Origin of the sequence: Saccharopolyspora shandongensis (genome assembly GCF_900106995.1) — a bacterium.
In the GTDB taxonomy this organism is placed as follows: domain Bacteria; phylum Actinomycetota; class Actinomycetes; order Mycobacteriales; family Pseudonocardiaceae; genus Saccharopolyspora; species Saccharopolyspora shandongensis.
In genome coordinates this window covers 1-25,533 of sequence record NZ_FNOK01000021.1, presented here as the reverse complement: position 1 = coordinate 25,533, position 25,533 = coordinate 1, and the positions used below count along the sequence as shown (strand labels likewise).

At 67.2% G+C, this 25,533-nt stretch carries 23 protein-coding genes and 1 pseudogene; 9 read left to right on the top strand and 15 right to left on the bottom strand.

The window, feature by feature from the left end:
- Window positions 1-104: 104 nt before the first annotated feature.
- The 11 genes from BLW84_RS22320 to BLW84_RS22270 form a co-directional block, all read right to left on the bottom strand.
- Complete coding sequence (locus BLW84_RS22320) at window positions 105-1,334, bottom strand: acyl-CoA dehydrogenase family protein (protein ID WP_093268251.1); 1,230 nt, start codon at window positions 1,332-1,334, stop codon at window positions 105-107.
- Entirely contained in the window at window positions 1,335-2,405 is a 1,071-nt protein-coding gene (locus BLW84_RS22315) for a phosphotransferase family protein (protein WP_093268494.1), read from the bottom strand.
- A 10-nt stretch (window positions 2,406-2,415) separates the two neighbouring features.
- A complete protein-coding gene (locus tag BLW84_RS22310; protein WP_093268248.1) occupies window positions 2,416-3,510 on the bottom strand; it encodes an ABC transporter substrate-binding protein in 1,095 nt (364 codons plus the stop codon).
- Window positions 3,511-4,170: 660 nt separating this feature from the next.
- Window positions 4,171-4,392: a biotin/lipoyl-binding carrier protein gene (locus BLW84_RS22305; RefSeq protein WP_093268244.1), complete on the bottom strand. Its 222-nt coding sequence runs from the start codon at window positions 4,390-4,392 to the stop codon at window positions 4,171-4,173.
- Window position 4,393: 1 nt separating this feature from the next.
- Complete coding sequence (locus BLW84_RS22300) at window positions 4,394-5,770, bottom strand: acetyl-CoA carboxylase biotin carboxylase subunit (RefSeq protein WP_093268242.1); 1,377 nt, start codon at window positions 5,768-5,770, stop codon at window positions 4,394-4,396.
- 10 nt (window positions 5,771-5,780) lie between these two features.
- Entirely contained in the window at window positions 5,781-7,343 is a 1,563-nt protein-coding gene (locus tag BLW84_RS22295) for an acyl-CoA carboxylase subunit beta (RefSeq protein ID WP_093268239.1), read from the bottom strand.
- A 2-nt stretch (window positions 7,344-7,345) separates the two neighbouring features.
- The gene (locus BLW84_RS22290) at window positions 7,346-9,556 is read right to left on the bottom strand and encodes an acetate--CoA ligase family protein (protein ID WP_143061056.1); all 2,211 of its coding nucleotides are present in this window, start codon (window positions 9,554-9,556) and stop codon (window positions 7,346-7,348) included.
- A gap of 120 nt (window positions 9,557-9,676) precedes the next feature.
- Window positions 9,677-10,633 (bottom strand): LysR family transcriptional regulator, encoded by a 957-nt coding sequence (locus BLW84_RS22285; RefSeq protein ID WP_093268234.1) that lies wholly within the window; start codon window positions 10,631-10,633, stop codon window positions 9,677-9,679.
- An 81-nt stretch (window positions 10,634-10,714) separates the two neighbouring features.
- Entirely contained in the window at window positions 10,715-10,903 is a 189-nt protein-coding gene (locus BLW84_RS22280; protein WP_093268231.1) for a hypothetical protein, read from the bottom strand.
- Window positions 10,904-11,159: 256 nt separating this feature from the next.
- Entirely contained in the window at window positions 11,160-12,074 is a 915-nt protein-coding gene (locus tag BLW84_RS22275; RefSeq protein ID WP_093268227.1) for an ABC transporter permease, read from the bottom strand.
- Entirely contained in the window at window positions 12,071-12,898 is an 828-nt protein-coding gene (locus BLW84_RS22270; RefSeq protein WP_093268224.1) for an SDR family NAD(P)-dependent oxidoreductase, read from the bottom strand. Before BLW84_RS22270 ends, BLW84_RS22275 begins: the two co-directional genes overlap by 4 nt.
- A gap of 938 nt (window positions 12,899-13,836) precedes the next feature.
- On the opposite strand from BLW84_RS22270, the gene BLW84_RS22255 reads away from it, so the two are divergent.
- The 5 genes from BLW84_RS22255 to BLW84_RS22235 are packed head-to-tail and all read left to right on the top strand — an operon-like array spanning window position 13,837 to window position 18,513.
- Complete coding sequence (locus BLW84_RS22255; protein ID WP_177226634.1) at window positions 13,837-14,688, top strand: ABC transporter ATP-binding protein; 852 nt, start codon at window positions 13,837-13,839, stop codon at window positions 14,686-14,688.
- A complete protein-coding gene (locus BLW84_RS22250) occupies window positions 14,681-14,971 on the top strand; it encodes an alpha/beta fold hydrolase (RefSeq protein WP_143061055.1) in 291 nt (96 codons plus the stop codon). Before BLW84_RS22255 ends, BLW84_RS22250 begins: the two co-directional genes overlap by 8 nt.
- 4 nt (window positions 14,972-14,975) lie before the next feature.
- A complete protein-coding gene (locus tag BLW84_RS22245; RefSeq protein WP_093268214.1) occupies window positions 14,976-16,880 on the top strand; it encodes a flavin-containing monooxygenase in 1,905 nt (634 codons plus the stop codon).
- A gap of 50 nt (window positions 16,881-16,930) precedes the next feature.
- Window positions 16,931-17,773, top strand: coding sequence for an alpha/beta fold hydrolase (locus BLW84_RS22240; protein ID WP_093268212.1), 843 nt, complete (start codon window positions 16,931-16,933; stop codon window positions 17,771-17,773).
- Complete coding sequence (locus BLW84_RS22235) at window positions 17,773-18,513, top strand: SDR family NAD(P)-dependent oxidoreductase (protein ID WP_093268209.1); 741 nt, start codon at window positions 17,773-17,775, stop codon at window positions 18,511-18,513. Before BLW84_RS22240 ends, BLW84_RS22235 begins: the two co-directional genes overlap by 1 nt.
- A gap of 146 nt (window positions 18,514-18,659) precedes the next feature.
- Here BLW84_RS22235 and tnpA read toward each other — a convergent pair.
- A pseudogene (gene tnpA / locus BLW84_RS49230) lies at window positions 18,660-18,946 on the bottom strand (IS200/IS605 family transposase).
- 78 nt (window positions 18,947-19,024) lie between these two features.
- Here tnpA and BLW84_RS22225 point away from each other — a divergent pair.
- Window positions 19,025-19,627, top strand: coding sequence for an RNA-guided endonuclease TnpB family protein (locus tag BLW84_RS22225; protein ID WP_245761305.1), 603 nt, complete (start codon window positions 19,025-19,027; stop codon window positions 19,625-19,627).
- 5 nt (window positions 19,628-19,632) lie between these two features.
- Here BLW84_RS22225 and BLW84_RS22220 read toward each other — a convergent pair whose 3' ends face one another.
- From BLW84_RS22220 to BLW84_RS22210, 3 genes are all read right to left on the bottom strand, one after another.
- A complete protein-coding gene (locus BLW84_RS22220) occupies window positions 19,633-20,340 on the bottom strand; it encodes an NIPSNAP family protein (RefSeq protein ID WP_143061054.1) in 708 nt (235 codons plus the stop codon).
- Window positions 20,321-20,719: a GlcG/HbpS family heme-binding protein gene (locus BLW84_RS22215; protein ID WP_093268204.1), complete on the bottom strand. Its 399-nt coding sequence runs from the start codon at window positions 20,717-20,719 to the stop codon at window positions 20,321-20,323. Before BLW84_RS22215 ends, BLW84_RS22220 begins: the two co-directional genes overlap by 20 nt.
- 94 nt (window positions 20,720-20,813) lie before the next feature.
- Window positions 20,814-21,134 (bottom strand): DUF4286 family protein, encoded by a 321-nt coding sequence (locus BLW84_RS22210; RefSeq protein ID WP_143061053.1) that lies wholly within the window; start codon window positions 21,132-21,134, stop codon window positions 20,814-20,816.
- A 130-nt stretch (window positions 21,135-21,264) separates the two neighbouring features.
- Here BLW84_RS22210 and BLW84_RS22205 point away from each other — a divergent pair, with 130 nt between their 5' ends.
- From BLW84_RS22205 to BLW84_RS22195, 3 genes are all read left to right on the top strand, one after another.
- On the top strand, window positions 21,265-23,379 hold the full coding sequence (locus tag BLW84_RS22205; RefSeq protein WP_093268199.1) for an amidase: 2,115 nt from the start codon (window positions 21,265-21,267) through the stop codon (window positions 23,377-23,379).
- A gap of 80 nt (window positions 23,380-23,459) precedes the next feature.
- On the top strand, window positions 23,460-24,713 hold the full coding sequence (locus BLW84_RS22200; protein WP_245761304.1) for an MFS transporter: 1,254 nt from the start codon (window positions 23,460-23,462) through the stop codon (window positions 24,711-24,713).
- A 244-nt stretch (window positions 24,714-24,957) separates the two neighbouring features.
- Window positions 24,958-25,533: alcohol dehydrogenase catalytic domain-containing protein (locus BLW84_RS22195; RefSeq protein ID WP_143061052.1), on the top strand; the 576-nt coding region annotated here is incomplete at its 3' end.

Genomic DNA, 25,533 nt, shown 5'->3' with positions numbered 1-25,533 from the left:
GCAATGACTGACCGCCTATACATGTGATAGCCGTCGCACGCCGATCATCCGGTGCGGCGCCGGATCCGGACACGCCGGTGGTGGCCGGCACTCAGGCCGCATGCTCAGGCACTGCGACGCACGGCCTGGCGTCGGAGTTCCTTGCCGGCCAAGGCGTTCTTGTGCACCTCGTCGGGCCCGTCGGCAAAGCGCAGCGTGCGTGCGTGCACGTATGCGGAGGACAGGTAGAAGTCCTGCGAGAGTCCACCCGCACCGTGCACCTGGATGGCCTTGTCCAGGATCCACTCCACGGTCGTCGGGGTGGCGATCTTGATCGCCTGGATCTCGGTGTGCGCTCCCTTGTTGCCGACGGTGTCCATCAGCCAGGCCGTCTTGAGCACCAGCAGCCGTAGCTGCTCGACTCGGACACGGGACTCGGCGATCCAGTCGCGGACCACGCCCTGCTCGCTGATCGGCTTGCCGAAGGCGACCCGCTCGTCGGCCCGCGCGCACATCATGTCGATGGCCCGCTCGGCGACCCCGATGGAGCGCATGCAGTGGTGGATTCGGCCCGGCCCCAGGCGCGCCTGGGCGATCGCGAAGCCGTCGCCCTCGTTGCCGATGAGGTTGGCAGCCGGGACCCGGACGTTGGTGAACTCGATCTCTGCATGGCCACCGTTGTGCCGGTCGTCGTAACCGAGCACCATCATGCCGCGCTTCACCGTCACGCCAGGCGTGTCGCGGGGCACCAGGATCATGCTCTGCTGGCGGTGCCGGTCTGCTGTGGGGTCGGTCTTGCCCATTACGACGAAGATCTTGGCGGCCGGGTTCATCGCTCCGGTGATGAACCACTTGCGGCCGTTGATGACGTACTCGTCGCCGTCCCGCTCGATGTTGGTGGCGATGTTGGTGGCGTCCGAGGACGCGACGTCCGGCTCGGTCATCGCGAAGGATGAGCGGATGCGCCCGTCCAGCAGGGGCTGGAGCCACTCCCGCTTCTGCTGCTCGGTGCCGAACATCGACAGCAGCTCCATGTTGCCGGTGTCGGGCGCCGCACAGTTCAGCGCGGCCGGCGCCAGGTGCCGGCTGCGACCGGTGATCTCGGCCAGTGGGGCGTACTGCTGGTTGGTCAGGCCGGCGCCGTCCTCGCCCGGGAGGAAGAGGTTCCACAGTCCGCGACTGCGAGCCTCGTCCCTGAGCTTCTGGAGGATGGGGGTCTCCGTCCAGGCGAACGGGTCCTCGAGCTGCTGGAGCTCGTCGTGGAACACCGCCTCTGCTGGGTAGACATGGGTGTCCATGAAGTCGAGGAGCTCCTCACGAAGGTCCTCGCTCCGAGCATCCAACGAGAAATCCATCTAGCTGTACTCCTTCAGCGATGCGAGCCCGAGCTCGAGCAGGAGCGGCACCGTGCTGCCGCTCTCCTCGAAGCCCGCGCCCACCGTTTGTCCGCGCTGGTGCCGGTATCGGATGCCCTCGGAGATTCCGGCGAGCTTGAAGCACGCCAGTCCCAGGTGGAAGCCGATTCCCTGGAGGTCGCCGCCACTCTCGGCTGCGTAGAGCTCGAGGATCTCGCGCTCACTCAGGTAGCCCGGCGCAACCGTGGCGTCGTGGGTCGCCGGATCGGTCGAGTCCCGCTCGGCGAGGATCCGGGCCCGACGTTGGTAGACGAGCATCAGCGCCAGGTCGAGCCGTGGATCGCCCAGCGTGGCCATCTCCCAGTCGATGACGGCGGCCGGCCTGTCGTCGGCGTCGACGAGCACGTTGTCGAGACGGAAGTCTCCGTGGACGATGCCGGACGGAGACCGAACAGGCACCGACGACACCAAGGCTTCGTGGAGCTCGTGCGCGAGCGGCAGGTCTCGCGTGCGCGAGGAGTCCAGCTGCTTCTTCCAGCGGTTGACCTGCCGCGCGAGAAAGCCCTCGGGCCGACCGAAGTCACCGAGCCCGACCGACTCCGGCTCCACCTGGTGCAGCCGGGCCAGTGTCTTGACCAGCTCGGTCGAGATCGCCCGGGTGCGTGCCTCGCCGAGCGCACGGAGCTGGTCGGCATAGCGATAGGGAACTCCCTCGATCCGTTCCATCACGTAGAAGTCGGTGCCGAGGACCGCCGCGTCGTCGCAGTAGGCGATCATCGCTGGGACGGGGACGTCGGTGCCGCGAAGCGCGTCTGCCACCTTGTACTCGCGCGACATGTCGTGAGCGGTCGCCAGGACATGGCCCAACGGAGCCCGGCGCACGATCCACCGTTGCGCACCGTCGGACAGGTCGTAGGTCAGGTTCGACTTGCCGCCCTCGATCAGGCCGGCCGACAGCGGCCCTGCGAGCAGGCCGGGCCGCTCGCGGGTCAGCCAGTCGGCCAGACGGTCAAGATCCAGGCCCGGCGGTGATGCAGAGGACGACGGATTCTCGCTTTCGCGTGTGTGCACCGCGAGCTCCTCACGCACGTGCAAAGTCCGGGACGATCTTCTCGAAGCTGATGTCGCCCTCCTTGATGTTCCCGAAGCGGAGGGCGAGCTCTGCCATCTGCTCGATGGTCTGCTCGGGAACCTTGAACATCGGCTTGATCGATGGGGCCACGTCGGCGACGTAGTGATCGATGTAGTTCGTCGCGATGTGGGGCGCCTTGCCACCGAGTCCGGTCCTGTTCAGGAGATCGGCTGCCGCCTCCTTGTTGGCGAGCATCCACTCGTGCGCGTCCCACTGTGCCGCGAGCCAGTTCTGGACGACCTCCGGCTGCTTCTCGACCATGTCCTCGCGGACGGCGACGATGCACACGGCCTGGTTCCGCAACGTCTCCGGGACTGTCGGGTCGCTGAAGTCGAGCAGGACCGGCCTGTTCGCCGACTCGGCGACAAAACGCGTCGACGTCCACTGCACGGTCACGTAGGCGTCGATGCGTCCGCCGGTCAGGTTCGGGGCGGCTGAGGCCGACGGTCCGGTAGCGAGGTGGGTGACGTCGTCGTACGCCATGCCGGCCAGTTCCAGGGCCAGCCTCAGTTTCAGGTCTCCGCCGGCCCCAACCGCGGTCACGCCGACCCGCTTGCCCTTCAGCGACTGCATCTTCTCCTCGAAGCTGGCATCGGGGCTGGGCCAGTCCCCCTTGCCGGCCACGATCCCGTACGTGGTCGAGGGAGTCCTGATGCCCACGATGACGGGGCGCTTGCCCTTGGTGCCGTTGGCGAAAGTCGCCATCTGGAGGAGCGTGTCACTGGCGTAGCCGCTCACCGCGCCAGCGACCACCAGCTGCATGGCCTGGACACCGCTCTGCGGGGCGACCAGCTTGGGGACGTCCAGGTCGTGCTTGGCGAAGTCCTTGTTCTCCACGTTCACTGCGTCGAGGAGGTAGTTGTCACCGGGGAAGGAGGCGACGGTGAACTTGCTAGCACCACCCGCGCCGCCCCCGTCACCACAGGCGCCCAGCAAAGGGGCCGCACCCAACGCCGCCGTCCCGACACCGAAGTACTTCAGCAGGGACCTTCTGGAAAGCTCCAGACCTGTCATCGGGGTGGTGCTCGCTCGAGGCGTGATCATGCTCTGCTCCTAGGAGGTTGAAAGTTCCTGACGGGCCTGACCTTGTGCTGCGGTACTGCCCACGTGGCTACCGGCCGAGTCCGGAAGGTTCCGCCACCACGCGCCCCACCGTCTTGTCGTCGCCCAGCTGCTAGAGGGCGGCGGCTGCCCGTCCATCGAGGCAGTGATCGACTTGCCGAGCTGGATCCAGTACTGCCCACGCCACCGGCCGCCGCGTGGACCACCAACGTCTCCCCCGGCTGGATCCTGGCCAACTGGTGCAGGCCGAACCATCCGGTCTGGTAGCCGATGAACAGGCAGGACGCCTGGGCGGCGTCGAGAGAGGCCGGCGCCTGATGGGTCTTGTCCTGGTCCATCAGCGCGTACTCGGCGAAAACCTCCCCAGGGGAGTGCGATCGGGCCCAGCACCCGGTCCCCACCACGGCCCGGGTGCGACCGCGACGACCTCACCGCAGGCTTCGCGGCCGCACCTGGTACTCACCACGGCACATGAGCACATCGGAGAAGTTGGCGGCACTGGCAAGAACTCACCACGAGCTGTCCGTCACCTGGCTCGAAGACGGCGCGTTCGACGAGGTGGACGACGTCGATCGGCTCGCCGAGCTGCGACACCGACCACGCCGTCATGGCGTCAGGGATCGAGGCGCTTAAGGGCGGAGCTCACTCGGTTTCGAAGTCGACGAGGGCCTGGCCGGGCGCGACGCTGTCGCCCTCGGCGACGCGCAGCGCCACCACGGTGCCGGACTCCTCGGCCAGGATGGGGATCTCCATCTTCATCGCCTCGAGGATCATCAGAGGCTCCTCATTCTCGACCCGGTCGCCCTGCTTCACGAGGATCTTCCAGACGTTGGCGCCCATGTCTGCCTGAATCGTCTCCGCCATCTCACGCGCTCCTTCTCGCCGTGCTCTTGCGTCGCTGTTGAATTCTTCCGACCACGCCGGTGTCGTAGTTTCCGCTGATGAAGTCATCGGATTCCAACACCTCGATGAGGAACTCCCGGTTGGTGACGAGCCCGCCGATCACGAAGTCCTGGCACGCAGCCAACGCACGCGTGCGCGCTTCCTCGCGCGTCGCGCCGTGGGCGCAGACCTTGGCCACCAGCGAGTCGAAGTGGGGAGTGACCTCACCGCCGACCGCGTAACCGGAGTCGACCCGGATCCCGTCTCCGGTTGGCTCCTGCCACTCGGTGATCTGGCCCGGGCGGGGGAAGAACCTGACCGGGTCCTCCGCGCAGATGCGCAGCTCGATCGCATGGCCCCGGGACTCGGGCGTCAGGTCGTGGGTGGTGCGGCCCGACTCGGCGATGCTCAGCTGCTGCTCGACCAGGTCGACATCGTGGGTGAGCTCCGTGATGGGGTGCTCGACCTGGATGCGGGTGTTCATCTCGAGGAATACGAAGTCCCCCGTAGCGGTGTCGAGCAAAAACTCCACGGTGCCGGCATTGCGGTACCCCACCGCCTGGGCTGCTGCCACGGCACTGTCGTGCAGTCGCTGGCGCAGCTTTGGGTCGAGGTGCGGCGCCGGGCTCTCCTCAATGAGCTTCTGGTGGCGTCGTTGCGTGGAGCAGTCCCGCTCGCCCAGGGTCACGATGGTGCCGTCGTCCAACCCGAGGATCTGGACCTCGACATGACGCGCAGATGAGACGTACCGCTCGACGAAGACTCGATCCGATCCGAAGCTGCGCAGCGCCATCGACCGGGTCTTCTCGAACGCCTTGCGCAGGCTCTCGTCGTCATGGGCCACGGCCATGCCGATGCCACCCCCACCGGCGGAGGCCTTCATCATCACCGGATAGCCCAGGCGACGAGACTCCTGGATCGCCTCCTCACCCGTGGCGAGCGCAGCCCCGACGTCGCCGCTGATCGGCACACCCGCTGCCGCGACCACGCGGCGCGACTCCACCTTGTCGCCCATCACGTCGATGACCTCTGCAGCCGGTCCGACCCAGGTCAGGCCCGCCTGGGTCACTGCCCTGGCGAATTCGGCGTTCTCCGCCAGGAACCCGTAACCCGGATGCACGGCCGTCGCTCCGACCTCCTTGGCGATGCGCACGATCTGCTCGCCGTCGAGGTAGGCGTTGACCGGCGGATCTCCGTCGAGCTGGACCGCCTGGCCGGCCTCGGAGACGTAGGGCAGGTCGGCATCCACCTTGTGGTACACGGCGATTGTGCGAACCCCCAGCTTGTTGGCGGTCCGGATCACCCGGCGGGCGATCTCGCCCCGGTTCGCGACCAGGAGGCTCTCTGGAAAGGTAGTCATCGCAATCTCCTCAGAAGCTCGTCGGCCAGGAGCTCAGCAGGTGCTCGCCGATGCCACCCGTCCTGGCGCAGTAGTGCTCCTCCAGTGCGCCGAGGATGAAGTCACGAGTCTCGGAGGGGTCGAGCACGTGCTCGAAACCGAAGACACGGGCCACGTCGTACACCGTGGTTCCCTTCGCCATCTCCGCGAAGCGCTGCTCGAACAGCTCGGGATCGGACTCCCGGTCGATGCCGTGCACCACCGACACCGCCGAGGAGGGGTCCATGAAGCTGACCTCTGTCGACCACCAGCCGGCCGTGGTGTCGGCGGTCAGGCCGCCACCCATGTTCACGTAGGCCTGCCCGTAGTTCTTGCGCAGCGTGATGGCGATCTTCGGCACTGTCACCAGGGACAAGGCGTTCATCCAGTTGATGACCTTGCCGGCGATCTTGTTCCGTTCGGCCTCCAGCCCGATCAGGAACCCGGGCTGGTCAACGAGGAAGACGACGGGGATGTTGTAGGAGTCGCAGAGCACCAGGAAGCTGGTCGCCTTGTCACACGCCGGCCCGTCGAGCGCGCCGCCCTTGAACATGGGGTTGTTGGCGATGATCCCCACCGACTGTCCGCCGATGCGGACCAGTGAGGTGACCAGGCTCTTGCCGTAGCGAGCCTTGATCGGGAACACGGACCCCGCATCGGCGATGATCTCGATCACCTTGCGCACGTCGTACGTCTTGGTGCGTACGGCGGGCACGATGTCCTTGAGCTCGGCCGAGCGTTCTCCTGAGCCAGCCGGGACCTCGGCCAGCGGTGGCCGCTCCCCGTTGTGCGACGGCAGGTAGGACAGGAAGCGTCGGATGAGCTCGATCGCCTCTTCGTCGGTGTCCGCAACGGCGTCGGCGTATCCGGTGACCTCCGCGTGGAGCTTCCAGCCGCCGAGCTCTTGTGCGTCGACCTGCTGCCCCGTGGCGCGGCTGACCAGGCCTGGGCTCGACACCGCCAGCACGCTGCCCTTGCGGAAGACCGCGAAGTCGGCCGAGACGGTGTGCCAGGCAGCGGATCCAAAGCAGTACCCGAAGGCAGCCGACGCCCAGGGGCTCTGCCGCTGCCGCAGGAACCGGCGCTTGCTGTTGGCAGCGCCCATGCCGGTGCCACCCATGGCGTCCGGCATCCGCACGCCGGTGGACTCCGAGAGGTAGACCAGCGGCATCCCGACCTTGGCGGTGAGCTCCTTGAAGTGCGACATCTTCTTGTTGCTCACCGGGCTGCTGGAGGAGCCCTTGACGGTGAAGTCGTAGGCGATCACGCTCGCGCGGCGACCGTCGATCTGACCGCTTCCGATGATCTTGCCGTCAGCCGGTGTCTTCGCCTGGTCCGCCTCGACGGCCGAGGTCGCGAAGAGGCCGCTCTCGCGGAACGTGCCCTTGTCCAGCAGCAGCTCGATCCGCTCTCGCGCATTGAGCCGCCCCTCAGCACGTCGCTGCTCGAGCTTCTTCGGGCCGCCCATCGCCAACGCAGCTGTCCGACGCGCCTGGAACTCCTGCTCGAGACTCAGCTCGGGTTCGACCATTCCGGTGTCCTGGTCCTGGCTCATCTCTACCGCCTTCCGTCGTCTTCGCAGCCCTGATGGGTCTGCTCGAGCACCGCCCGTGCGGCCAGCGCCGCGTCCTCGAAGGCCGCGAAGACAGGGATTCCGCTGGACCGGGCGCGGTGTGCGTAGCCCGTGATCAGTTCCTCTGTCTTCTGGCTGCCGTCGGTCTTGAGCACGAGCAAGTGGTGCGTGTTGGAGTTCGCCTCGTCCCGCACATGCACGATGGAGTCGATGATGGTCCCGGTCACGTCACCGTGGGACTCACCGAGGTTTCTCTGGATGATGCCGACATTGAGGTGCGAGATCAGGATGTCGGGCTCGCTGCCGGCGAGCACCAGCTTCAACATGTCCTCGGCGACCTGGCCGTTGCGCACCGCCAAGGTCCCGGCAGGCACGTCGATCGGGTTCCGCAGTCCGTTACCCGGGGGCAGACCGAGGCCGTCGAGCTGCCGGATGACGGAGTCGGCCAGTGGTGACGTCGAGAGTCCCTGGCGGTCGAGCGCGTCGGCACCCAAGACACTGGCGCCACCGCCGTTGCCGAACAGGATCGCCTGACGGCCGGTCGATCGAATGTCGAGGTCGATCGTGGACAGCGCGTGCAGCGCCGAGGCGAAGTCCTCCAGGGAGTCGACCAGCGTCATACCGGCCTGGCGCGCGATCGCCTGCCAGAGTCGGTGGTTGCCGGCCAAGGCGCCCGTGTGGCTGGTGGCTGCCCTGGAACCCTCACTGGTGCGACCACCGGCGAGCAGCACCACCGGCTTCCGGACCTCGCCGGTTGTGAGCACATCCAGCACTTCTCGGGCGGCTGCCAGCGATTCGAGGTACAAGCCGATGACTCGTACGTCGTCGTCCGCGAGGTGCGAGGCGACCAGCTCGGCGGCGTTGACATCGGCACCGTTGCCGATGCTGACCACGCTGTGGAAGTCGATGCCGCGCATCGCGCCCACGCGCAGGATGTCGACGCTCAGCCCACCGCTCTGCGAGACGACGGCGGTGACGCCCGGCGTCAGCGGCGCATCAGGGATGAAGGAGAGCCGTCCGGCCGACGCGTGCGTGCCCAGGCAGTTCGGTCCGATCAACCGGATACCGGCACGGCGTACCGTCTCGACCAGGGTCTTCTCGAGGGGCTTTCCCTCCTCGGTCTCACCGAAGCCGCTGGCGATCACCTGGGCGAAACGCACCCGGCCCGCGGCCGCGAGCAGCGCCTCGCTGACCCTGGCCGCCGGCAGGGCGACGAAGGCGTAGTCGATCGGTTCGTCCGTGTCCGCCAGGGACGTGACCGCGGGCAGACCCTCGATGTCGTCCGCCTCGGGGTGGATGGGCACGATGGTCCCTTCGAACCCCCCGGCACGCAGGTTGCGGATGTAGCGGTTGGCGAGGTTGGGGCGCTTGCCGCTCGCTCCGAGGACCGCGACCCGGGCGGGGCGGAAGAGCGCCGAGAAGTCGGGTGCCGGGCGCTCCGGGCGTGCTTCCGCCTCCGCGTCGGCTGCCTCCTCGGCGCTGACGACGAAGCGCGCGTCCACGGCCACGGCTCGATCAGCCGACACGATGACCGGATTCAGGTCGAGCTCCACCACATCCTCCGGCAGCGACTCCAGCAGCCCGCCCGGACCAGCGAGCCTGGAGATCAACCGCACCAGGGGCGAGAGGTCCGCCCGCACACCGCCACGCGCACCTTCGAGGACCTTGATCCCTCGCAGTTCCCGCAGCATGCGAAGGGTCTGATCCTCCGAGAGCGGCGCAAGCCCGAAGGCGACGTCTTCCAGGACCTCGACCAGCACCCCGCCCAGTCCGACCATGACGCTCCAGCCCAGGTCCGGGGTCTTGGTCGCGCCCACGATCACCTCGTGACCGGCCGGCACCATCTCCTCGACGAGCAGGCCGCTGAGGCGGTGCCCACTCGCGGCGAGCCGCTTGCGCATCTGGTCCGTGACCTCGGCGACCTGTTCGCGGCTCACGCCCACCCGTACGCCGCCGGCGTCGGACTTGTGCACAAGGGTGGAGGAGATGGCCTTGACGACCAGTGACTCACCGAGGTGCTCCGGGATCAGCTCGCCGTCCGAGACCTGCACGCCCCGGGGGACGTCGATCCCGAAGATCGCGAGCAGGGACTTGGCCTGCGCCTCGGTGAACATCGCTGACTCGCGGGACCTGGCCTCCGAGACAAGAGCGGCGATGCCGTCCTGGATGCTCGGCCGAGACGTGTCGACTGACAACTTGAGTACCTCACTGAACTCGGTTCCGCCCGCCGATGATCGCGTTCGGCGTGCGTTCAGTGTGGTCAGGGCTATATGGCCTGGGAAGTGCGACGTCACTTGCGGGGTGATACCTGTGTGCTATCGGCGCGGACCCCGGACGCATTGCTCCTGAGGGGAATCGGCCCATGGGCTACGAAGGTTCTTCACCGAGTCGCGCAGCAGGCCGAGGAACGCCTGTACGGCGGAGGTACGAGCCTCGGCCTTGCGCACGATCGCCGAGATGCTGGCGTGTGCCCACGGGAAGGGCAGCGGGATGAGCGCGACCCCGTCGCCGCTGACCGTCGAGCTCAGCAGGGTGTTCGCCATGCAGATCCCGACGCCTGCCCGCACCATGTGCTGCGATGCCTGGGCGTTGTTCGTGGTGTACACGATCCTGGCCTCGATGCCCTCCAGCAGCTGTTCGAAGGCGGTGTGCAGGACGCTCGACTTCGCTGGGAAGATGAGCGCCTCCCCTTCGAGGTCATGCGCCTCGAACGTGTTCTTGGTCGCCAGCCGATGGTCTTCTGGAACCGCCAGCACGATCCTTCCGGCGAGCAGATCGATGTGGTGCAGCAGGTCGTGTTCGGCCGGCACCAGTTCGATGCCGTCCAGCCGTGTCACCAGGCCGGCGTCGAAGTGGCCGCCGAGGACGCTGCGGCCCACCATCCTGGACGGTCCTTCCTCAACCTCGAAGCGCAGGTTGGGGTAGTCGCTGAGCAGCCGCTTCACCACGCCGGGAAGGATCGTCTGGGACGCCGCCGGCACGGTGCCCAGCCGCACGCTGCCGAGCTTGAGGCCGCCGATGGCGCTGGCTTCCTCGCGGAGCAGACGCTCGGCCTGAACAGCTGCCACCAGGTGCGGCAGGATCCGCTCGGCGGCGTAGGTCGGCCGCACACCTCTCGCTCCCCGGATCACCAGACCGACGCCGAGCTCCTCCTCGAGGCGCTGGATCTGGTTGGTGATCGTCGGCTGGGCGATGTCCAGCTCCTTGGCGGCTTGACGGAACGAGCCGGTCCGCAGCGCTGCTTCCAAGTACCGCAACTGCGCGAATCTCATGCATCTACCTCATCCGCGGATGAAGAGTGTTCCTCCCGCCGGGCCCGTGCTCGGGTGCCGCACGGCCGCCGTGTGACCCCATCACGCTGGACACGTGGACGATCGATCCGTCACTGACCAGGGGCACAGGGCGTGTGCGGCCAGGAACGCATGGGCCAGGTCGACCGTGAAGTCGTGCTCCCAGTCGGTGAGCCCGTAGTCCTCCATCGGCCTGCGGTGCATGCGGCCGATGGCGTCGACGTAGCCGTCGAGCCGACCGAGGTCGGACATCGCCCTCGCCCTGACCGGGCTACTGCCTCGGCGCTACCCGGACTGATTTCGGCGCACAACACCCGCCCGCCGAGGGCGACGTGCCCCCGCCCGCGCCGAGAACGACGTAGGACTTGCCGTCAAGCCGGAAGAGGCCACGGTGGTCGACCTGCTCCGGCCCGACCGGCGTGCCGCGAGTGTCCCCCGTCCACGTGGTCTCGGGGTCGGAGCACCCGGGCTGCGACCGCTCGTCGTACGGACGACGGGTAGCCGCGCGCTACCTGTGCGACCTGATGACCAACCTCTGCAGCCCAGAGATCACGAGGTCCAGGAACATCGACAAGATGCCCATCGCCAGGAGGATCGCGAACGTGTCGGCAACCAGGAAGTTGTTGGTCATCACCACGAGCCGCTGCCCCAGGCCGGTGTAGGCGCCCACCATCTCCGAGACCACCGCACCGAGCACGGAGTACACCGCACCCAAGCGCAGACCACCGACGATGGAGGGCAGTGCCGCGGGGAACTCGATCTTGAAGAATCGCTGGCGCCGGGTCATGCCCAGCGACTTGGCCAGCTGACTGATGTCGTGGTCGAGACCCTTGATGGCGCTCATCGTGTTGGTCATCAGGACGAAGAACACGACGCTGATGGCGACCAGGGCCTTGGGCCCGAATCCCAGACCGAACCAGAGGATGAAGATCGGTGCGAGCGCCGGACGGGGCAGGCTGTTCATCAGGGTCAGGAAGGGTGAGGCAGCGGTGTGCAGGACCGGGACCCTGGCGAAGATCACCCCCGCCAGGATGCCAGCGGCGGATCCAATCACCAGGCCCACCATGGCGCCGCTGAAGGTGGAGCCGACATCGGTCCAAAAGGTGCTGTCCGATAGCTGGTTGATGAACGTCCGCGCGACGTCGCCGGGTGCGGAGATGAGTGCCGGGTCGAGGACCTGATTGCTGGAGACGTACCACCAGCCCCAGAGGAAGGCCCCGAGAGCGCCCAACCGGACCGCCCAGACGGTGACCTTCTCCTTGATCCGGGCGCGTCGGCGCTCGGCGAGCATCTGGTGGTCGAACTCGGCCGGAAGACTGGCGAACGTGGCGTCTTCGGCAGGCTCGAAGGTCGTGCCGGCTTCCGGGAGCGGCCCCATGCCCGGGTCCTTTCTCGTGGTCTGCTGCATGGCGGTGCGCGTCACTCGCGGGGTTCCCGGATCAGGCCCACGTCGGCGGCTGATGAGGTGTGCGGTCCTCCCGTCACCTGGAGCACCGTCCCGGTGATGAAGCTAGCGGCCTCCGAGGTCAAGTACAGGCAGGCGTCCGCCACCTCCTCCGGCCTTCCGACCCGGCCCAGGGCGAGGTAGTAGCCGAACTTCTTCTCGGTCTCGGGGGATGCGAACCGGGATGCCGGAGTCAGGGTGGCACCCGGCTCGACACAGTTGACGCGGATGCCCCGGTCTGCCCACTCCCAAGCCATCGTCTTGGTCAGGGAAGCAAGCCCCGCCTTGGCGGCTGCGTACGCCCCGCGCATCGGATGCGCGTGGTTGGCCGAACCCGATCCCACGTTGATGATGTTTCCACCACCCTGGCGCTCGAAGACGGGGAGACACGCTCGCGAACAGTGGAACGCCCCGCTCAGGTTCGTGCCGATGGTGGCGTTCCAGGCATTGACGGAGAGATCCTCCAGCCGCGACGCGAAGTTGCCGCCAGCGTTGTTGATCAGCACGTCGATCCGACCGAACCGGTCGAGCGCGGTGCCCACGAGGGCCTCGGCAGTCTCCGGCTCCCGGATGTTTCCGGTGACTAGGACAGCCTTCTGGCCGAGCTCCTCGACGCGCTCCACGTTGGCCTGCAGCGCCTCCACGTTGCGGCCGTGCACGACCACGTCGGCTCCGGCCTCGGCGTACTTCGCAGCGAGGGCCGATCCGATTCCGCCAGAGGCGCCCGTCACGATGACGACCTGCCCGGTGAAGTCGAACGTCGTCCGACCCACTTTCCTCGCCATGGTGCTGTCTGTCGCCACCTGGATCCTCCTAGTGAACGCGCCCGATGTGCATCCGGCTCCTGCCTCGGGCGGCCTGTGGCACCGCCCGATCGGCCAGCTCGCCGTTGGTCTTGACCTTGGTCGACACAACCCATCTCGAAACCAGATGCGTGTGGGACAGCGTCATGCCAATCGCGGCCGCGGACAATGAGCTGTTCTCTATCGATGCGATAGCCGCCGAGTGGCGCCGCTTTTCTTGACACTCCTCATAACGTGCTCAACGATTCCGGTGCGGATCTAGGCGCTGTGTCAAGCAATGTTGGGCAGGTAATCGGGTCTGCGGATTTTGGAGGTGGCGTGGCGGTTGGCCCAGCGGATGTAGCCGGCGATGGCGGCTTCTTGGGCGGTGTGGGAGGGATAGTCGCTGCCGTCGAGGGTGAAGTAGCGCAGTGCGGTGGCCTCGGAACCTGCAGAACATCAGACCTGTGGCCAGGTCCAGCGCGGCGAACAACCAGCCATGACCAAGGCGAGGCTGCAGGTTCAGCGGGCCGAACTCATCGACGCAGATCACGCGCCCATCCGTGGGCGGGTTGTCGTAGCGGGCCGGGATCCGGGCCATCTCGGCGGCGAAGTCCCGGTCCTTGCCGGCCTTCCTCTCCCGGGCGGCCGGCCCGAACTTAGCCGGTCGGCCGCCGCTCCATTTCGGGTCCAGTGCCGCGGGATCGCCTCCCGCACACGCCCCACGGTCGCGGCGAACATCACCGCAATCTCCCCTGCGCTGCGGCCCTGTAGCGAGTCCAGCACGACCCCGGCCCGGCGCAGCCGGACACGATCTTTCTTGGAGCGCTTTATCTTGACCAGCCGCTGCGCCTCGTCCGGCTCCAGGGGCCGCACAAACGCCTCGGGCCGACGCAGAGCGCGATCGGAGCGGCGATGCGCACGCCGCCGTGCCGCCGAACAGTGAGAGGGAGATCAAGGTGAATCGACTAGCCGAAGCACCTACGCCGGCCACCACCGCTGCCAGGGGGGTGTCCGTCGAGTTCGAGCATGTGCACCAAAGCTTCCTCCACGGCGATCGACCGGTGCGGGTGCTCGACGATTTCAACCTGCACATCGAACCCTCCGAGTTCGTCGCCATCGTCGGGCCGTCCGGCTGCGGCAAGACCACCGCCCTCGGGATGGTCGGCAACCTCCTGCGGCCGCGAAGCGGCTCGGTCCGCATCGATGGCACCGAGGTGACGCCGGGCAGCAATGACGCTGCCTTCCTCTTCGCTCGCGACGCGCTCCTGCCGTGGCGGTCGGTGCGCAACAACGTCGAGCTGGGGATGGAGGTCCGCGGTGTGTCCAAAGTGGAGCGGCGCGAGCGGGCCGATGCGTGGCTTCGTCGCGTGCGGCTGCACGAGTTCGCCGACTCCGACGTGCTGCACCTCTCCCAGGGGATGCGGCAGCGCGTCGCCATCGCCCGAACCCTGGTCCAGAGCCCGCGAGTGCTGCTGATGGACGAGCCGTTCGCCGCCCTGGATGCGCAGACGCGCGCGATCCAGCAGGAGGAGTTCATCCGCCTGTGGGAGAGCGAGCGGCCGACGGTCATCTTCGTTACCCACGACCTCGAGGAGGCGATCCTGCTCGCCGACAGGGTGATCCTGATGGCCAGCCGCCCCGGGCGCATGGTCTGCGACATGAAGATCGAGCTCGAGCGGCCGCGCCAACAGGAGATGCGCCGGTCGTCGGACCTCTTCAAGTCCTACTACCAGGAGATGTCGGAACGGCTCAGGGCCGAGGTCGACCTCGCCGAGCAGAGCATGATGGACGAGTCCCAGGATGCCTGACGCTCCTCAGGTGGTGACCGGACCGGACGGCAACGCCATGGCGTACCGCCAGTTCGGCAACGGGCCGCGCCTGATCACCTGCCTGCGCTCGCTCGCACTCGACGGATCCTGGTACGAGCCGTTGGCCCGAACCCTCGGCGAGGACTATCGCCTGCTCGCACCGGACTTCCGCGGGCATGGTGCCGCCGCCACCATCCGTCCATTCCTCGACCGCCTCGAGTGCTGGGCGGGGGTAGCCCGCCCCCACCGCTCGCTGGTTCCGCACGCCCTCCGATGGAGATGAAGGCATGGTTTACCTACCGGACCGTCCGCTGTCCGACGACGCCCTGCTCGCCAACCTCGACTCGGCGCAGGCTCCCGCGCTGTTGATGCTGACCGCGCACGTCACGGGCGAGGTCAGTGTGCTGCGTCCCGAGTGGCGGCCCGACCTGGCCAAGTTGCCCGGGGGTGGCTACGCACCAGAGACCGCCACGAGTATCCGTGACCACTGCCGAGAGCGGCTCCTCCCGTTGCTCGACTCACAGGCGGAGTGGCCCGAACTGCCCGAGGACTCGGTGCGCCGCGCAATCTGTTCATGGCTGATGGGCGAGGACTCCGAGGACGCACAGGCGCTGGCTGAGGTGGCCTTCACCCCCGACCAGGCTGATCCGCGAGCAGCGGACTGGGATCTCGCACAGGTCGCCCCCGAGCGCACGCTGCGCGCGGTCGTCATCGGTGCCGGCTTCTCCGGACTCCTCGCGGCCTTGCGCCTGAAGCAGGCAGGAGTCCCGTTCACGATCCTGGAGAAGAGCTCGAACGTGGCCGGGACCTGGGCGCAGAACACCTACCCCAACTGCAGGACCGACGTTCCCAGCCATGTCTACACCTACACGTTCGTGCCGCACGACTGGGAGACCTACTTCGGCACCCAGCAGGCGATCTTCGATTACCTGAACGAGTTCGCCTTGAAGAACGGACTGCTGGAGCACGTCCGCTTCGACACCGAGGTCACTGCGACGCGCTGGGACGCGGCATCGGCTAGCTGGACCGTCGAGACCCGCACCGCCGACGGCGACGTCAGTTCCACCGAGGCCGAGGTGGTCGTCAGCGCCGTCGGCCAGCTGAGTCGACCGCTGATCCCCCGGATCGAGGGCCTCGACGCTTTCGAAGGCCCCGTGGTGCACTCCGCCGAGTGGGACCACGACCTCGACTTCACCGGCAAGCGCGTCGCCGTCATCGGCACCGGCGCCAGCGCCCTGCAGTTCGCACCTGCCGTGGCCCGCGACGCAGCGCAGGTCACCATCTTCCAACGCAGCGCGCCCTGGCTGCGTCCCACGCCCGAGCTCAGGAAACCGATCGACCCGGCCGAGCGCTGGCTCTTCGCCCACCTCAACCACTACCGGGCCTACTACCGCTTCTCGATATTCCTACCCCGGCTGATCGGCAACCTGCCGGCGGCAACGGTGGATCCTGACTATCCGCCCACCGAGGTCTCGGTCTCAGCAGCCAACGACCAGCTGCGCATGCAGCTGACCGACTACTTGATCGAGCAGGCCGGCGACCGCCGCGACCTGCTCGAGAAGATCATTCCGGACTACCCCCCTGCCGCGAAGCGGATCATCCGTGACGACGGCACCTGGGTCAGCACGCTGAAGCGGGACAACGTACGTCTGATCGGTCAAGCCGTGCAGCGCATCGACAAGGACGGTGTGTGGAGCGGGGACGAACACGTTCCGGCCGACATCATCCTGCTCGGCACGGGGTTCCGGGCCTCGGAGTTCCTGATGCCGATGAAGGTGACCGGAGTCGACGGTCAGGACCTGCACGAGACCTGGGGCATCGACGCCAGCGCCTACCTGGGCATCACGCTCCCGGGTTTCCCGAACTTCTTCTGCATGTACGGCCCGAACACCAACACGGTCATCCACGGGAACCTGGTGTTCTTCCTGGAGTGTCAGGCCGCGTACATGCTCAGCGCCGTACGTCTCCTGGCCAGTGGTAGCCACACTTCCATGGATCTGCGGCCGGACGTGTTCGCCGACTACGACGACGAGGTCACCGAGGAGAGCGCGAAGCGCGCTTGGGGCTGGTCGAAGACGCACAGCTGGTATCAGAACGCCGCCGGCCGATCCACCATCATGTGGCCCCTTCCGGCACGCACCTACTACGAGCGCACGCGCGAGGTGCGCACCGACGACTACCAGCTGAGCTGACCGGCACGCCCACCCGCCCGGCCGTCTTCCCCCACACATCGGAGGTTCCCTTGATCACTGAGCACATGACGACCGTCGCCAACCTCGAGACCCGCTACCTAGCGGGTGGTCCGCAGGACGCTCCCCCGGTCATCTTCCTGCACGACGGCGCCTGGGGTGGCAGCGCCGACGTCACCTGGGGACACGTGCTTCCCCTGGCTGCTGAGAAGTTCCGGGTCATCGCACCGGACTTTCTCGGGTACGGCGGTAGCGCGAAATCCATCCGGCTCGACGTCTCCCCCTTCTCCTTCCGCATTCGGCACGTCTTCGGCCTGCTCGACGAGCTCGGCGTCGACCGACCCGTGCACCTGGTCGGGAACTCGTTCGGCGGTTCGGTGGCGCTCCGGGCCCTGACCGAGAACGATTTCAGCTCCCGGATCGCGTCCGCCACGACCATCAACGGGACTGGGGGCCCCTGGCGTGCGCCGGCGATGGCCAAGCTGCGCGATTTCGACGGCACGGTCGCCGGGATCGAGGCGCTCGTGGACCTGTTGTGCGACGCGTCCTCCGAGCGGGACGAGCAGGTGCAGGCTCGCTACCGGTGGGCGACCGCGCCGGGTCACTTCGGCTGCATGAGCGCGCCTCACCTCCAGGCTCCCGAAGCGATGCGCCGGGACAGGCCGACGGACCCCTATCCGGCGCCCTTGGCCCAGGTCGACGTGCCGGTTTTCCTCATCGAAGGCACCGAGGACGTGCTGCTCGAACGTGGCTGGGGCAAGCACCTCGAGGCTGAGCTGAAGAACTCCAGAACCGAGACCCTGCCGTACCGGCACTGCCCCAACATCACCCACCCGGAGGAGACCTGGGCCATGATCGACGCCTTCCTGGCCGGCCAGACGGGCGAGGCCCACTGATGCCGGCATCTGCAGGGAACGCATCCGCAGAGGCTTCGCCGGCCACCCCCGCCCTGGTCCTGACCGGCGGGTCATCCGGAATCGGGGCCGGGCTGGCCGGTGACCTGGCCGGAGAGTGGGCCGTCACCGTCGTGGACCGGGACCTGCCGCGCGAAGCGGTTCCCGGTGTCAGCTACCTCCGCGGCGACATCACTCGCGACGACGCAGCCACCACGGTCCGGGAGTCCCTGGCCGAGAGAGGCAGGACTCAGGTCGAAGGCATCGTCCACTGCGCCGGCATCGGCGCCTTCGGGCCTTTCATGGAGATGCCCCGGGCCGAGTGGGAACGGCTCCTGATGGTGAACCTCCACGGAACCCTGAACTTCATCCAGGGCATGGCCGACCTGGTGGCCGACGGAGGAAGGATCGTGCTGTTCTCCTCCGGGACGGTCTTCAAGGCCCCGGCGAACGCGGCCGCCTACGCCGCGTCGAAAGCCGGCGTGATCGGCTTCGCTCGCAGTCTCGCCGCTGAGCTCGGGGCCCGGGAGATCACGGTCAACGTGGTCGCTCCCGGACTGGTGATGACGCCGTTGTCGACGTCGCTGGCAGCGGGCGAGGAGAACAACGTCAGCTCGCGCGCCATCAAGCGACGGGCCACCATCGAGGACTTCATCGGCCCGGTGCGGTTCTTCCTGTCCCCGGGCTCATCGTTCGTGACCGGGCAGACACTCGTCGTCGACGGCGGCTCGATCCGACGCTAGTGCGTCGCCGGGTATCCCCCGACCGGGCCCCGACCGGGCCGGTCGGGGAATACGACCCTGCGCTACCGGGAACGCGGTGCAGTGCGCCGCCCTTCAGGGTGGTGGTGAAGCACCGCATCGCGAAGACCGCCAAGGTCTGAGTGGTCCTATAACGGGCGGTCCTGCTGCTCGATGTACTGGTGCAGCACGCTGATCGGTGCTCCGCCGACGGAACCGGCGAAGTACGAACCGGACCACAACCTTTTGGCTCGCCAGTAGCGCTGTTCCAGCTCGGGAAACGGCCTGCGTATCAGTCGGGGCGAGATGCCTTGAGGCTGTTCACCAGCCGTGAGATCGCCACCTTGGGTGGGACGTTCACCAGTAGGTGGACGTGGTTGGCTTCGCCGTTGAACTCGGCCAGTTCAGTTTCGAAGTCCGCGCACACCTGTCGCATGACGATTCCACGCGTTCCAGATGACGCGAGTTGAACACGCTGTGTCGATACGTCGTCACGCCGTGAAACCGCCTGTATATGCTTCGAACGCGGCGTTCCGTGCACGCACGGCGTCGGAAGGGCAGCAAGAACCGGGACAAAGCCAGGCTCACTCTCGCCCGTGCTCACGCGGGGGTGGCCGATGCGCGACGCGAGTTCCACCACCAACTCTCCACCTGCCTGATTCGCGAGAACCAAGCAATCGCGGTAGAGAACTTGGCGGTGTCCGGGCTCACGCGTACTCGCCTGGCCAAGTCCGTCCACGACGCCGGATGGTCCGGTTTCGTGGCGATGTTGGAGTACAAGGCCGCACTGTACGGGCGCAGGGTGGTTCGGATCGGCCGGTTCGAACCCACTTCGCAGGTGTGCTCGAACTGTGGTGTGAAGGACGGTCCCAAGCCGTTGCACGTGCGTGTCTGGCAATGCCAGGTGTGCGGGGTGTGGCTGGACCGGGACATCAACGCGGCGGTCAACGTCGCGAAGGCGGCCGGACTGGTCGTGACAGCCTGTGGAGCGAACGTAAGACCGCCCACCCCGGTGGGGGCTGATCGCGGTGAAGCAGGAACCCACCGAGGCGACCTGACGAGCGCGACAGCCCGCGCCGCCAGGCACGGTAGGAATCACCGGGGTTCACCCCGGTGAGGATGTCAATGCAGTGGCGAGAACGCCGAGGGCGTCATCAGCTTGGACACCTGCTCGAGCGGCGCCGGGCCGTCAGCAGGCGGACATAACCCCCGCGCGGCAGCCTCGTCCAGGGCATGGGCGCGCTGGTCCAGGTCGTCGTACGCCCACACCTGCACGATGCCGTTGGTCTGCCCGAACTCGAGCCGACCGGCCAGGACCAGGGAGTGCCGCTTGCTCCGCTCTTCGATGGCACGGGACCAGGCTGTGGCGGCGGAGCCAAGATCGGCGACCTTGAAGTAGTCATAGGTGATCTCGAAGACCGCTCCGACGGTGCCCGGGGCCGGATCCTCGACGAAGTCGAAGGGCAGCAGCACTTCGGACTGCATCCGATTCACCAGCGGCCCCGTGGCCGGTGGCCACTGCGGATGCTGGGCTGCAGCAGCCCGCTTTTCGGCTCGGTCGGGCAAGTCCTGGTAGGGCCACACGTGGATCACTTCGCTGAGCGCCTCGTCGAGGGTGTGCCAGAAGCCGGACAGCGGGGAGTACTCGGCACGGTGCCGGTAGCCCTGCCCGAAAAGCTCCTCGAACTCGGGCACGGCTCCGGGATCGACTCGATAGGTGCGAATCTCGTAGATCATCGACACGCTCTCTTCGACGCAGCCCTGGCTGCGAACAATGTGGCCGGGTAGGTGGTCAGTGGGGCTCTCGGGCTCACCCGAGCGCGGCTGCACCCGCGCTGGCACACTCCTCGTCCTGCTCCCCGGTGCCGCCACCGACGCCGCAGGCCCCCACCAGCACACCGTCCACGAAGATCGGCACGGCTCCCTTGGAGTAGAACATGTGCCCGCCCTCCGCCGCGGCAATGCCCTGCATGATCGGAAGGCCGGACCGTTCCGCCAGCAGGCCGCTGGGCCGGGCGAATGCCGCTGCGGCGACAGCCTTGCCCTGGGCGCCGCACCCGGCTGCCCAGTGGCCGCCGTCCATCCTCTGGAAGGCCAGCAATCGCCCACCGGCGTCGCAGACGGCGACGCTGATCCGGATGTCCAGCTCGCTGGCCCTGCTCAGGGTGCACTGCACGACCGCATTGGCCTGTGCGAGGTTCAGTGTCACGCTTCGGTCCTCCCGTTGACGGGGACGTGGTAGTCCGCGGTGTACGTCGTACTGCTCTGGTCTGCCAAGTCCGCGTGGGCCGGCCCGGTGTGGCTCACGGCATCGCCCGGAACATCGACAGCCTGGCGTTGACCACGTGTGGCGAGATCTTCGTCTTCCACTGGCCCTTGGCCGAGGCGGCGATCCACGCCGGGGTCTGAGGCAGATCAGGCGAGGTCACCCGGTAGGTCGTCGCGTACTTCTGCATCCCGGCCACCGGCGTCTCCAGGACGTAGCGCTGGACCTCGATGACGCCCGGGACCTTCGCGATGGCAGGGGCGTGCTCGGTGTCGTAGATGTGGTTGAACTCGGCCTCGAGCTCTTCCGGGATGTCCAGCTGGACGAGCCAGAGGTAGTGGTCCGCAGCCTCCGCCATCACCGTCTCCTTCATCTGTGAACCCGCCTGCCGGCAGCGTGGCCGCAATCGTGGTGGGCGAGCAAGGCACATCCGGATTTCACTGTGATAGCTGTCCGCGCGAGGCCGCGAGGGGCCACATTGCGCCAGCATGGCGGCGTCACGAAACGCCAGAGACACGTGTTCACCCGGGCTACGAGAGAAGGCCTCCGACATGATCTCTTCCGATGGCGGTGCCGAGCCGCACCTGCTGACCATCGCCCAGGCTGCTGAGCTCATCGGGAAGCGTTCCTTGTCGTCCGTGGAGTACGTCGAAGCGTTGATCCACCGCATCGAGGCCGTCGACGGTCAACTGCACGCCTTCCTGACCCGCACCTTCGACCTCGCACTCCGGCGTGCCCGCCGAGCCGACGCGGAGATCGCCGCCGGCGGCCACGCGGGTCCCCTCCACGGCATCCCGTTCGCGCTCAAGGACGTCTTCGACACCGCTGGCATCCGTACCACCGGCCATTCGCGAGTGTGTGCCGACAACGTTCCGGTCCGGGACGCGACCGTGACCGCGCGCCTGTACGGCGCTGGTGCCGTGCCGCTCGGCAAGCTCGCGCTCCACGAGTTCGGCCACGGCGGTCCCTCCTTCGACCTTCCCTGGCCGCCTGCCCGCAACCCGTGGAACCTGACCCGGGTCACCGGAGGCTCGTCCAGTGGCTCGGCCGCAGCGGTCGCTGCCGGCCTGGCGCCTGCCAGCATCGGCACGGACACGGGCGGATCCATCCGGGTGCCGGCATCACGGTGCGGGATCACCGGCCTGATGCCGACCTTCGGGCTGGTGGGGCGCACCGGCGTCATCCCGCACGCCTTCAGCTTCGACCGCTGCGGCCCGATGGCGATGACCACAGAGGACTGCGCCATCCTGCTGCAGGCCATCGCGGGACCCGACCCTGCTGATGCGGGCAGCGTCCACGCCGACGTCCCGGATTACCGCGCCGCCCTCGGTGAGGACCTCCGCGGTCTCCGCATCGGTGTGCTGCGCCAGAACTGGGAGGGCGAGGTGGCGGTCTCCGACGACGTACGGCACGCGATGGAGGAGGCGCTTGCGATTCTGCGCGGCCTGGGGGCCACCCTGGAGGACTGCCGGATCCGCCCCATGCAGAGCTACTACGACATCAAGACGGTCATTGGGGAGACCGAGATCCTCAGCGTGCACCACGCGGACCTGGTCGCTCGGCCAGCGCAGTTCGGGGCGGACATGCTCAGCCGGATGTTGCCTGCCCTGCTGTTCACCGGCGACGACTATGTCCGGGCCAGTCGTGAGCAGCGCAGGGCGATCGCCGAGATGCAGCCGCTTTACCGAGAGTTCGACGCCTTCGTCACGATCGGCTCCGGGGAGGCCCCGCCCTTCGACGCCCACGACCCCGTGGCCTTCTGGAAGAACGCCAACCACTTCACCGCCGCCAACGTGACAGGACAGCCAGTTCTCGCCGTGTGCAACGGGTTCAGCTCGGACGGGCTTCCCCTGGGAATGCAGATCTTCGGTCGACCGTTCGGCGAGACGACGCTGCTGCGTATCGGGCACGCCTACCAAACGGCCACGAACTGGCACTGGCGCCACCCGACGCTGATCGACCATGCGCTGGCTCCACCCGTCGACGAACCGCCCCTGCTGGCCGGGACCGCTGACGAGTGCGACCCAGCGTTGCGCCGGTTGTGCGAGTCGGCATTGCTCTCGACGACCAGATGCTGGCTCAGTTGCTGGAGGGCGCGCCGTACGCGGTTGCCATGGCTTCCCGGCTCGCCCGCGACCACCAGCATGCGGAGCAACCCGCCCACGTCTTCGGCGTCAGTTGACGCACGACCCTTCGGTAGGGCATCCGTCCAAAGTGGCTCATCGGTAGGTGAACTCGTCCCAGCCGGTGTCGACGTCGGGTTGTGCGTCCCAGGCGGCTCCCGCAATCGGCACGTACAGCGTCCACACCCGCCGGAAACGCCCAATCGGAACCTCAAGCCTCATGGCGGTCGTCTAGTGCCCGGCATACCGGGGACGAGCTATCGCCCCGATAGCAGAGGGCCTATTGCCTTGGTCGCCGGTCGCAGTGACGCTGTTCACAGTTCGCCTGGGAGATGCTCAGATGATCAGCGGCACCTACGCCTGGGCCGTCGCGGGGTCCTGCGGTTGTGGACGGAAAACGACGGGACACCGAACCACGCACCTGCACACGTGTGCGCGCCCGCTCTGGGCGCTCTGATACGAGGAGACAAATACACGTGAGAACTTCGGCCACACCAGCGTCCACTGCGGACAACGAGACGGGGCCGCCGCCAGCTCGGAGCAGCCGGCGCGCTTGGGTCGTGACCGGCCTGCTGCTGGTCTTCATGCTGATCAACTTCGCCGACAAGGCCGTGCTCGGGCTCGCCGCCAAGCCGATCATTCAAGAATTCGGCCTCTCGCCGAGTGAATACGGCCTGCTGCAAAGCGGGTTCTATGCCCTGTACGGGATCTCGGCCATCGCTGTCGGATTCCTCTCGAACCGGGTCTCCACAAAATGGATCTTGCTGGTGATGGCACTCGTATGGGCATTCACCATGCTGCCCGTGATCTGGCCGGTCGGATTCGCGGTCCTGCTGGTGAGCCGAATCGTCCTCGGCGCAGCAGAGGGACCGGCGAACCCGATGGCGATGCACGCGGCGCACAAGTGGTTTCCCAACGAGAAACGCAGTCTGCCCAGTGCCCTTCTCAACGTCGGCGGCGGCATTGGCGCGGCGGTGGCCGCTCCAGTGCTCACCACGGTGATTATCGCATTCGGATGGCGCTGGGCGTTCTTCGCGCTGTTCGCGATTGGAATCGTGTGGGTGTTGCTCTGGCTGGTGCTCGGCGAGGAGGGCACCATCGCAGGTGCCGCCCGCGATCGGCAGACCTCGGGTGGAGGTATCGACGAACCTCACGTCCCCTACCGTCGAATTCTGCTCAGCGGCACCGGGTTCGGCGCGTTCTTCAACGCCTTCGTGAGCTACTGGGGTCTGGCACTTCTGATTTCCTGGGTTCCCCCGTACTTCCAAATCGTACTCGGCTACAGCGCCAGCGAAACCGGTACCCTTCTGGTGCTCCCCTGGGTGGCCAACGCTCTGTTCGTACTCGGGCAGGGCTTGCTCAGCGAGTGGCTGATGCGCCGTGGCGTGTCCAGCAGGCTCGCCCGCGGCGTGCTCGGCGGCGTCGCAGTCATGATCGCTGGTATTGCCATGGTCCTGTTCCCGCTCACCGCAGGCGGACTTCAACTCGTGCTGATGACCGTCGCCTTCAGCCTCGGCGCGATCGTTTTCGCCATCGGCAGTACCGTCAACAGCGAAATCAGCCCCGCCCGCCAGCGCGGAGCGGTGCTGTCGATCTACACCGCGGCCGCCACGACGGCCGGACTGATCGCGCCGTACGTCACCGGCCGCATCATCGAAGCCGCAGCGACCCCGGCCACTGGGTACACCATCGGATTCACCGTCGCGGGTGTGCTCCTGCTGCTCGGTGGACTGCTTGCCGCGCTGATCGTGCGTCCCGAGCGCGATGCGCGCCGCCTCGGGGTCGATGGTGCATGCGAAGTCGTCGCCAGGTGATGAAGCCGCAGCCGATCTTCGGCGTCCGCGCCGCCCCGATCCAACTCAGACCTCCGCGACCTTCGTGATCCAGGAAGACGGCTGTGCGTGATCACGACTGTCTGTGTCGGTGATCAAGCAGCGTGTGGTGGTTCGGCGGGACCGGGCCGCGATGGCGTCGGTGCGCCCGTATCGCATTGAACTTGAATAGTGATAGCCAAAGGATGCTGGCGTTGCCGGCCCGGCCATCCATATTGTCGGCTCCATGAGAGCGGTACACATTTCCACGCTCGGTGGTCCAGACGCGGTCGAGATCGTTGACGTCGAGGCGCCAGAACCCAATGCCGGCCAGGTGCTCATCGAGGTGCATGCCGCCGGTGTCTCGTTCCCCGAGGTGCTGCAGACACGCGGCCGGTACCAGGTGAAGCCGGACCTCCCGTTCATTCCCGGCGCCGAGGTCGGTGGTGTCGTCGTCCAAGCACCCCCGAACACCGGCCTCAAACCCGGTGACCGGGTAGCCGCCCTGTCCTTCCTCGGCGGATTCGCGGAATACACGGTCGCGGATCCCGAAACCACCTTCAAGATCCCGGACAACATGTCCTTCGAGCAAGCCGCGGCCGTACCGTTCAACTACCTCACCGCACACTTCGCCCTGCTGCCACGCGGCCGACTGACCGAAGGCGAATCCGTGCTCGTCCACGGCGCCGCCGGCGGAATCGGAACGGCCTCCATCCAGACGGCCAAGGCATTCGGAGCCGGCCAGGTCATCGCGGTCACCTCGACCGACGAAAAAGGCCGCACCGCAATCGATGCCGGCGCCGACGAATACGTACTGGCAGAC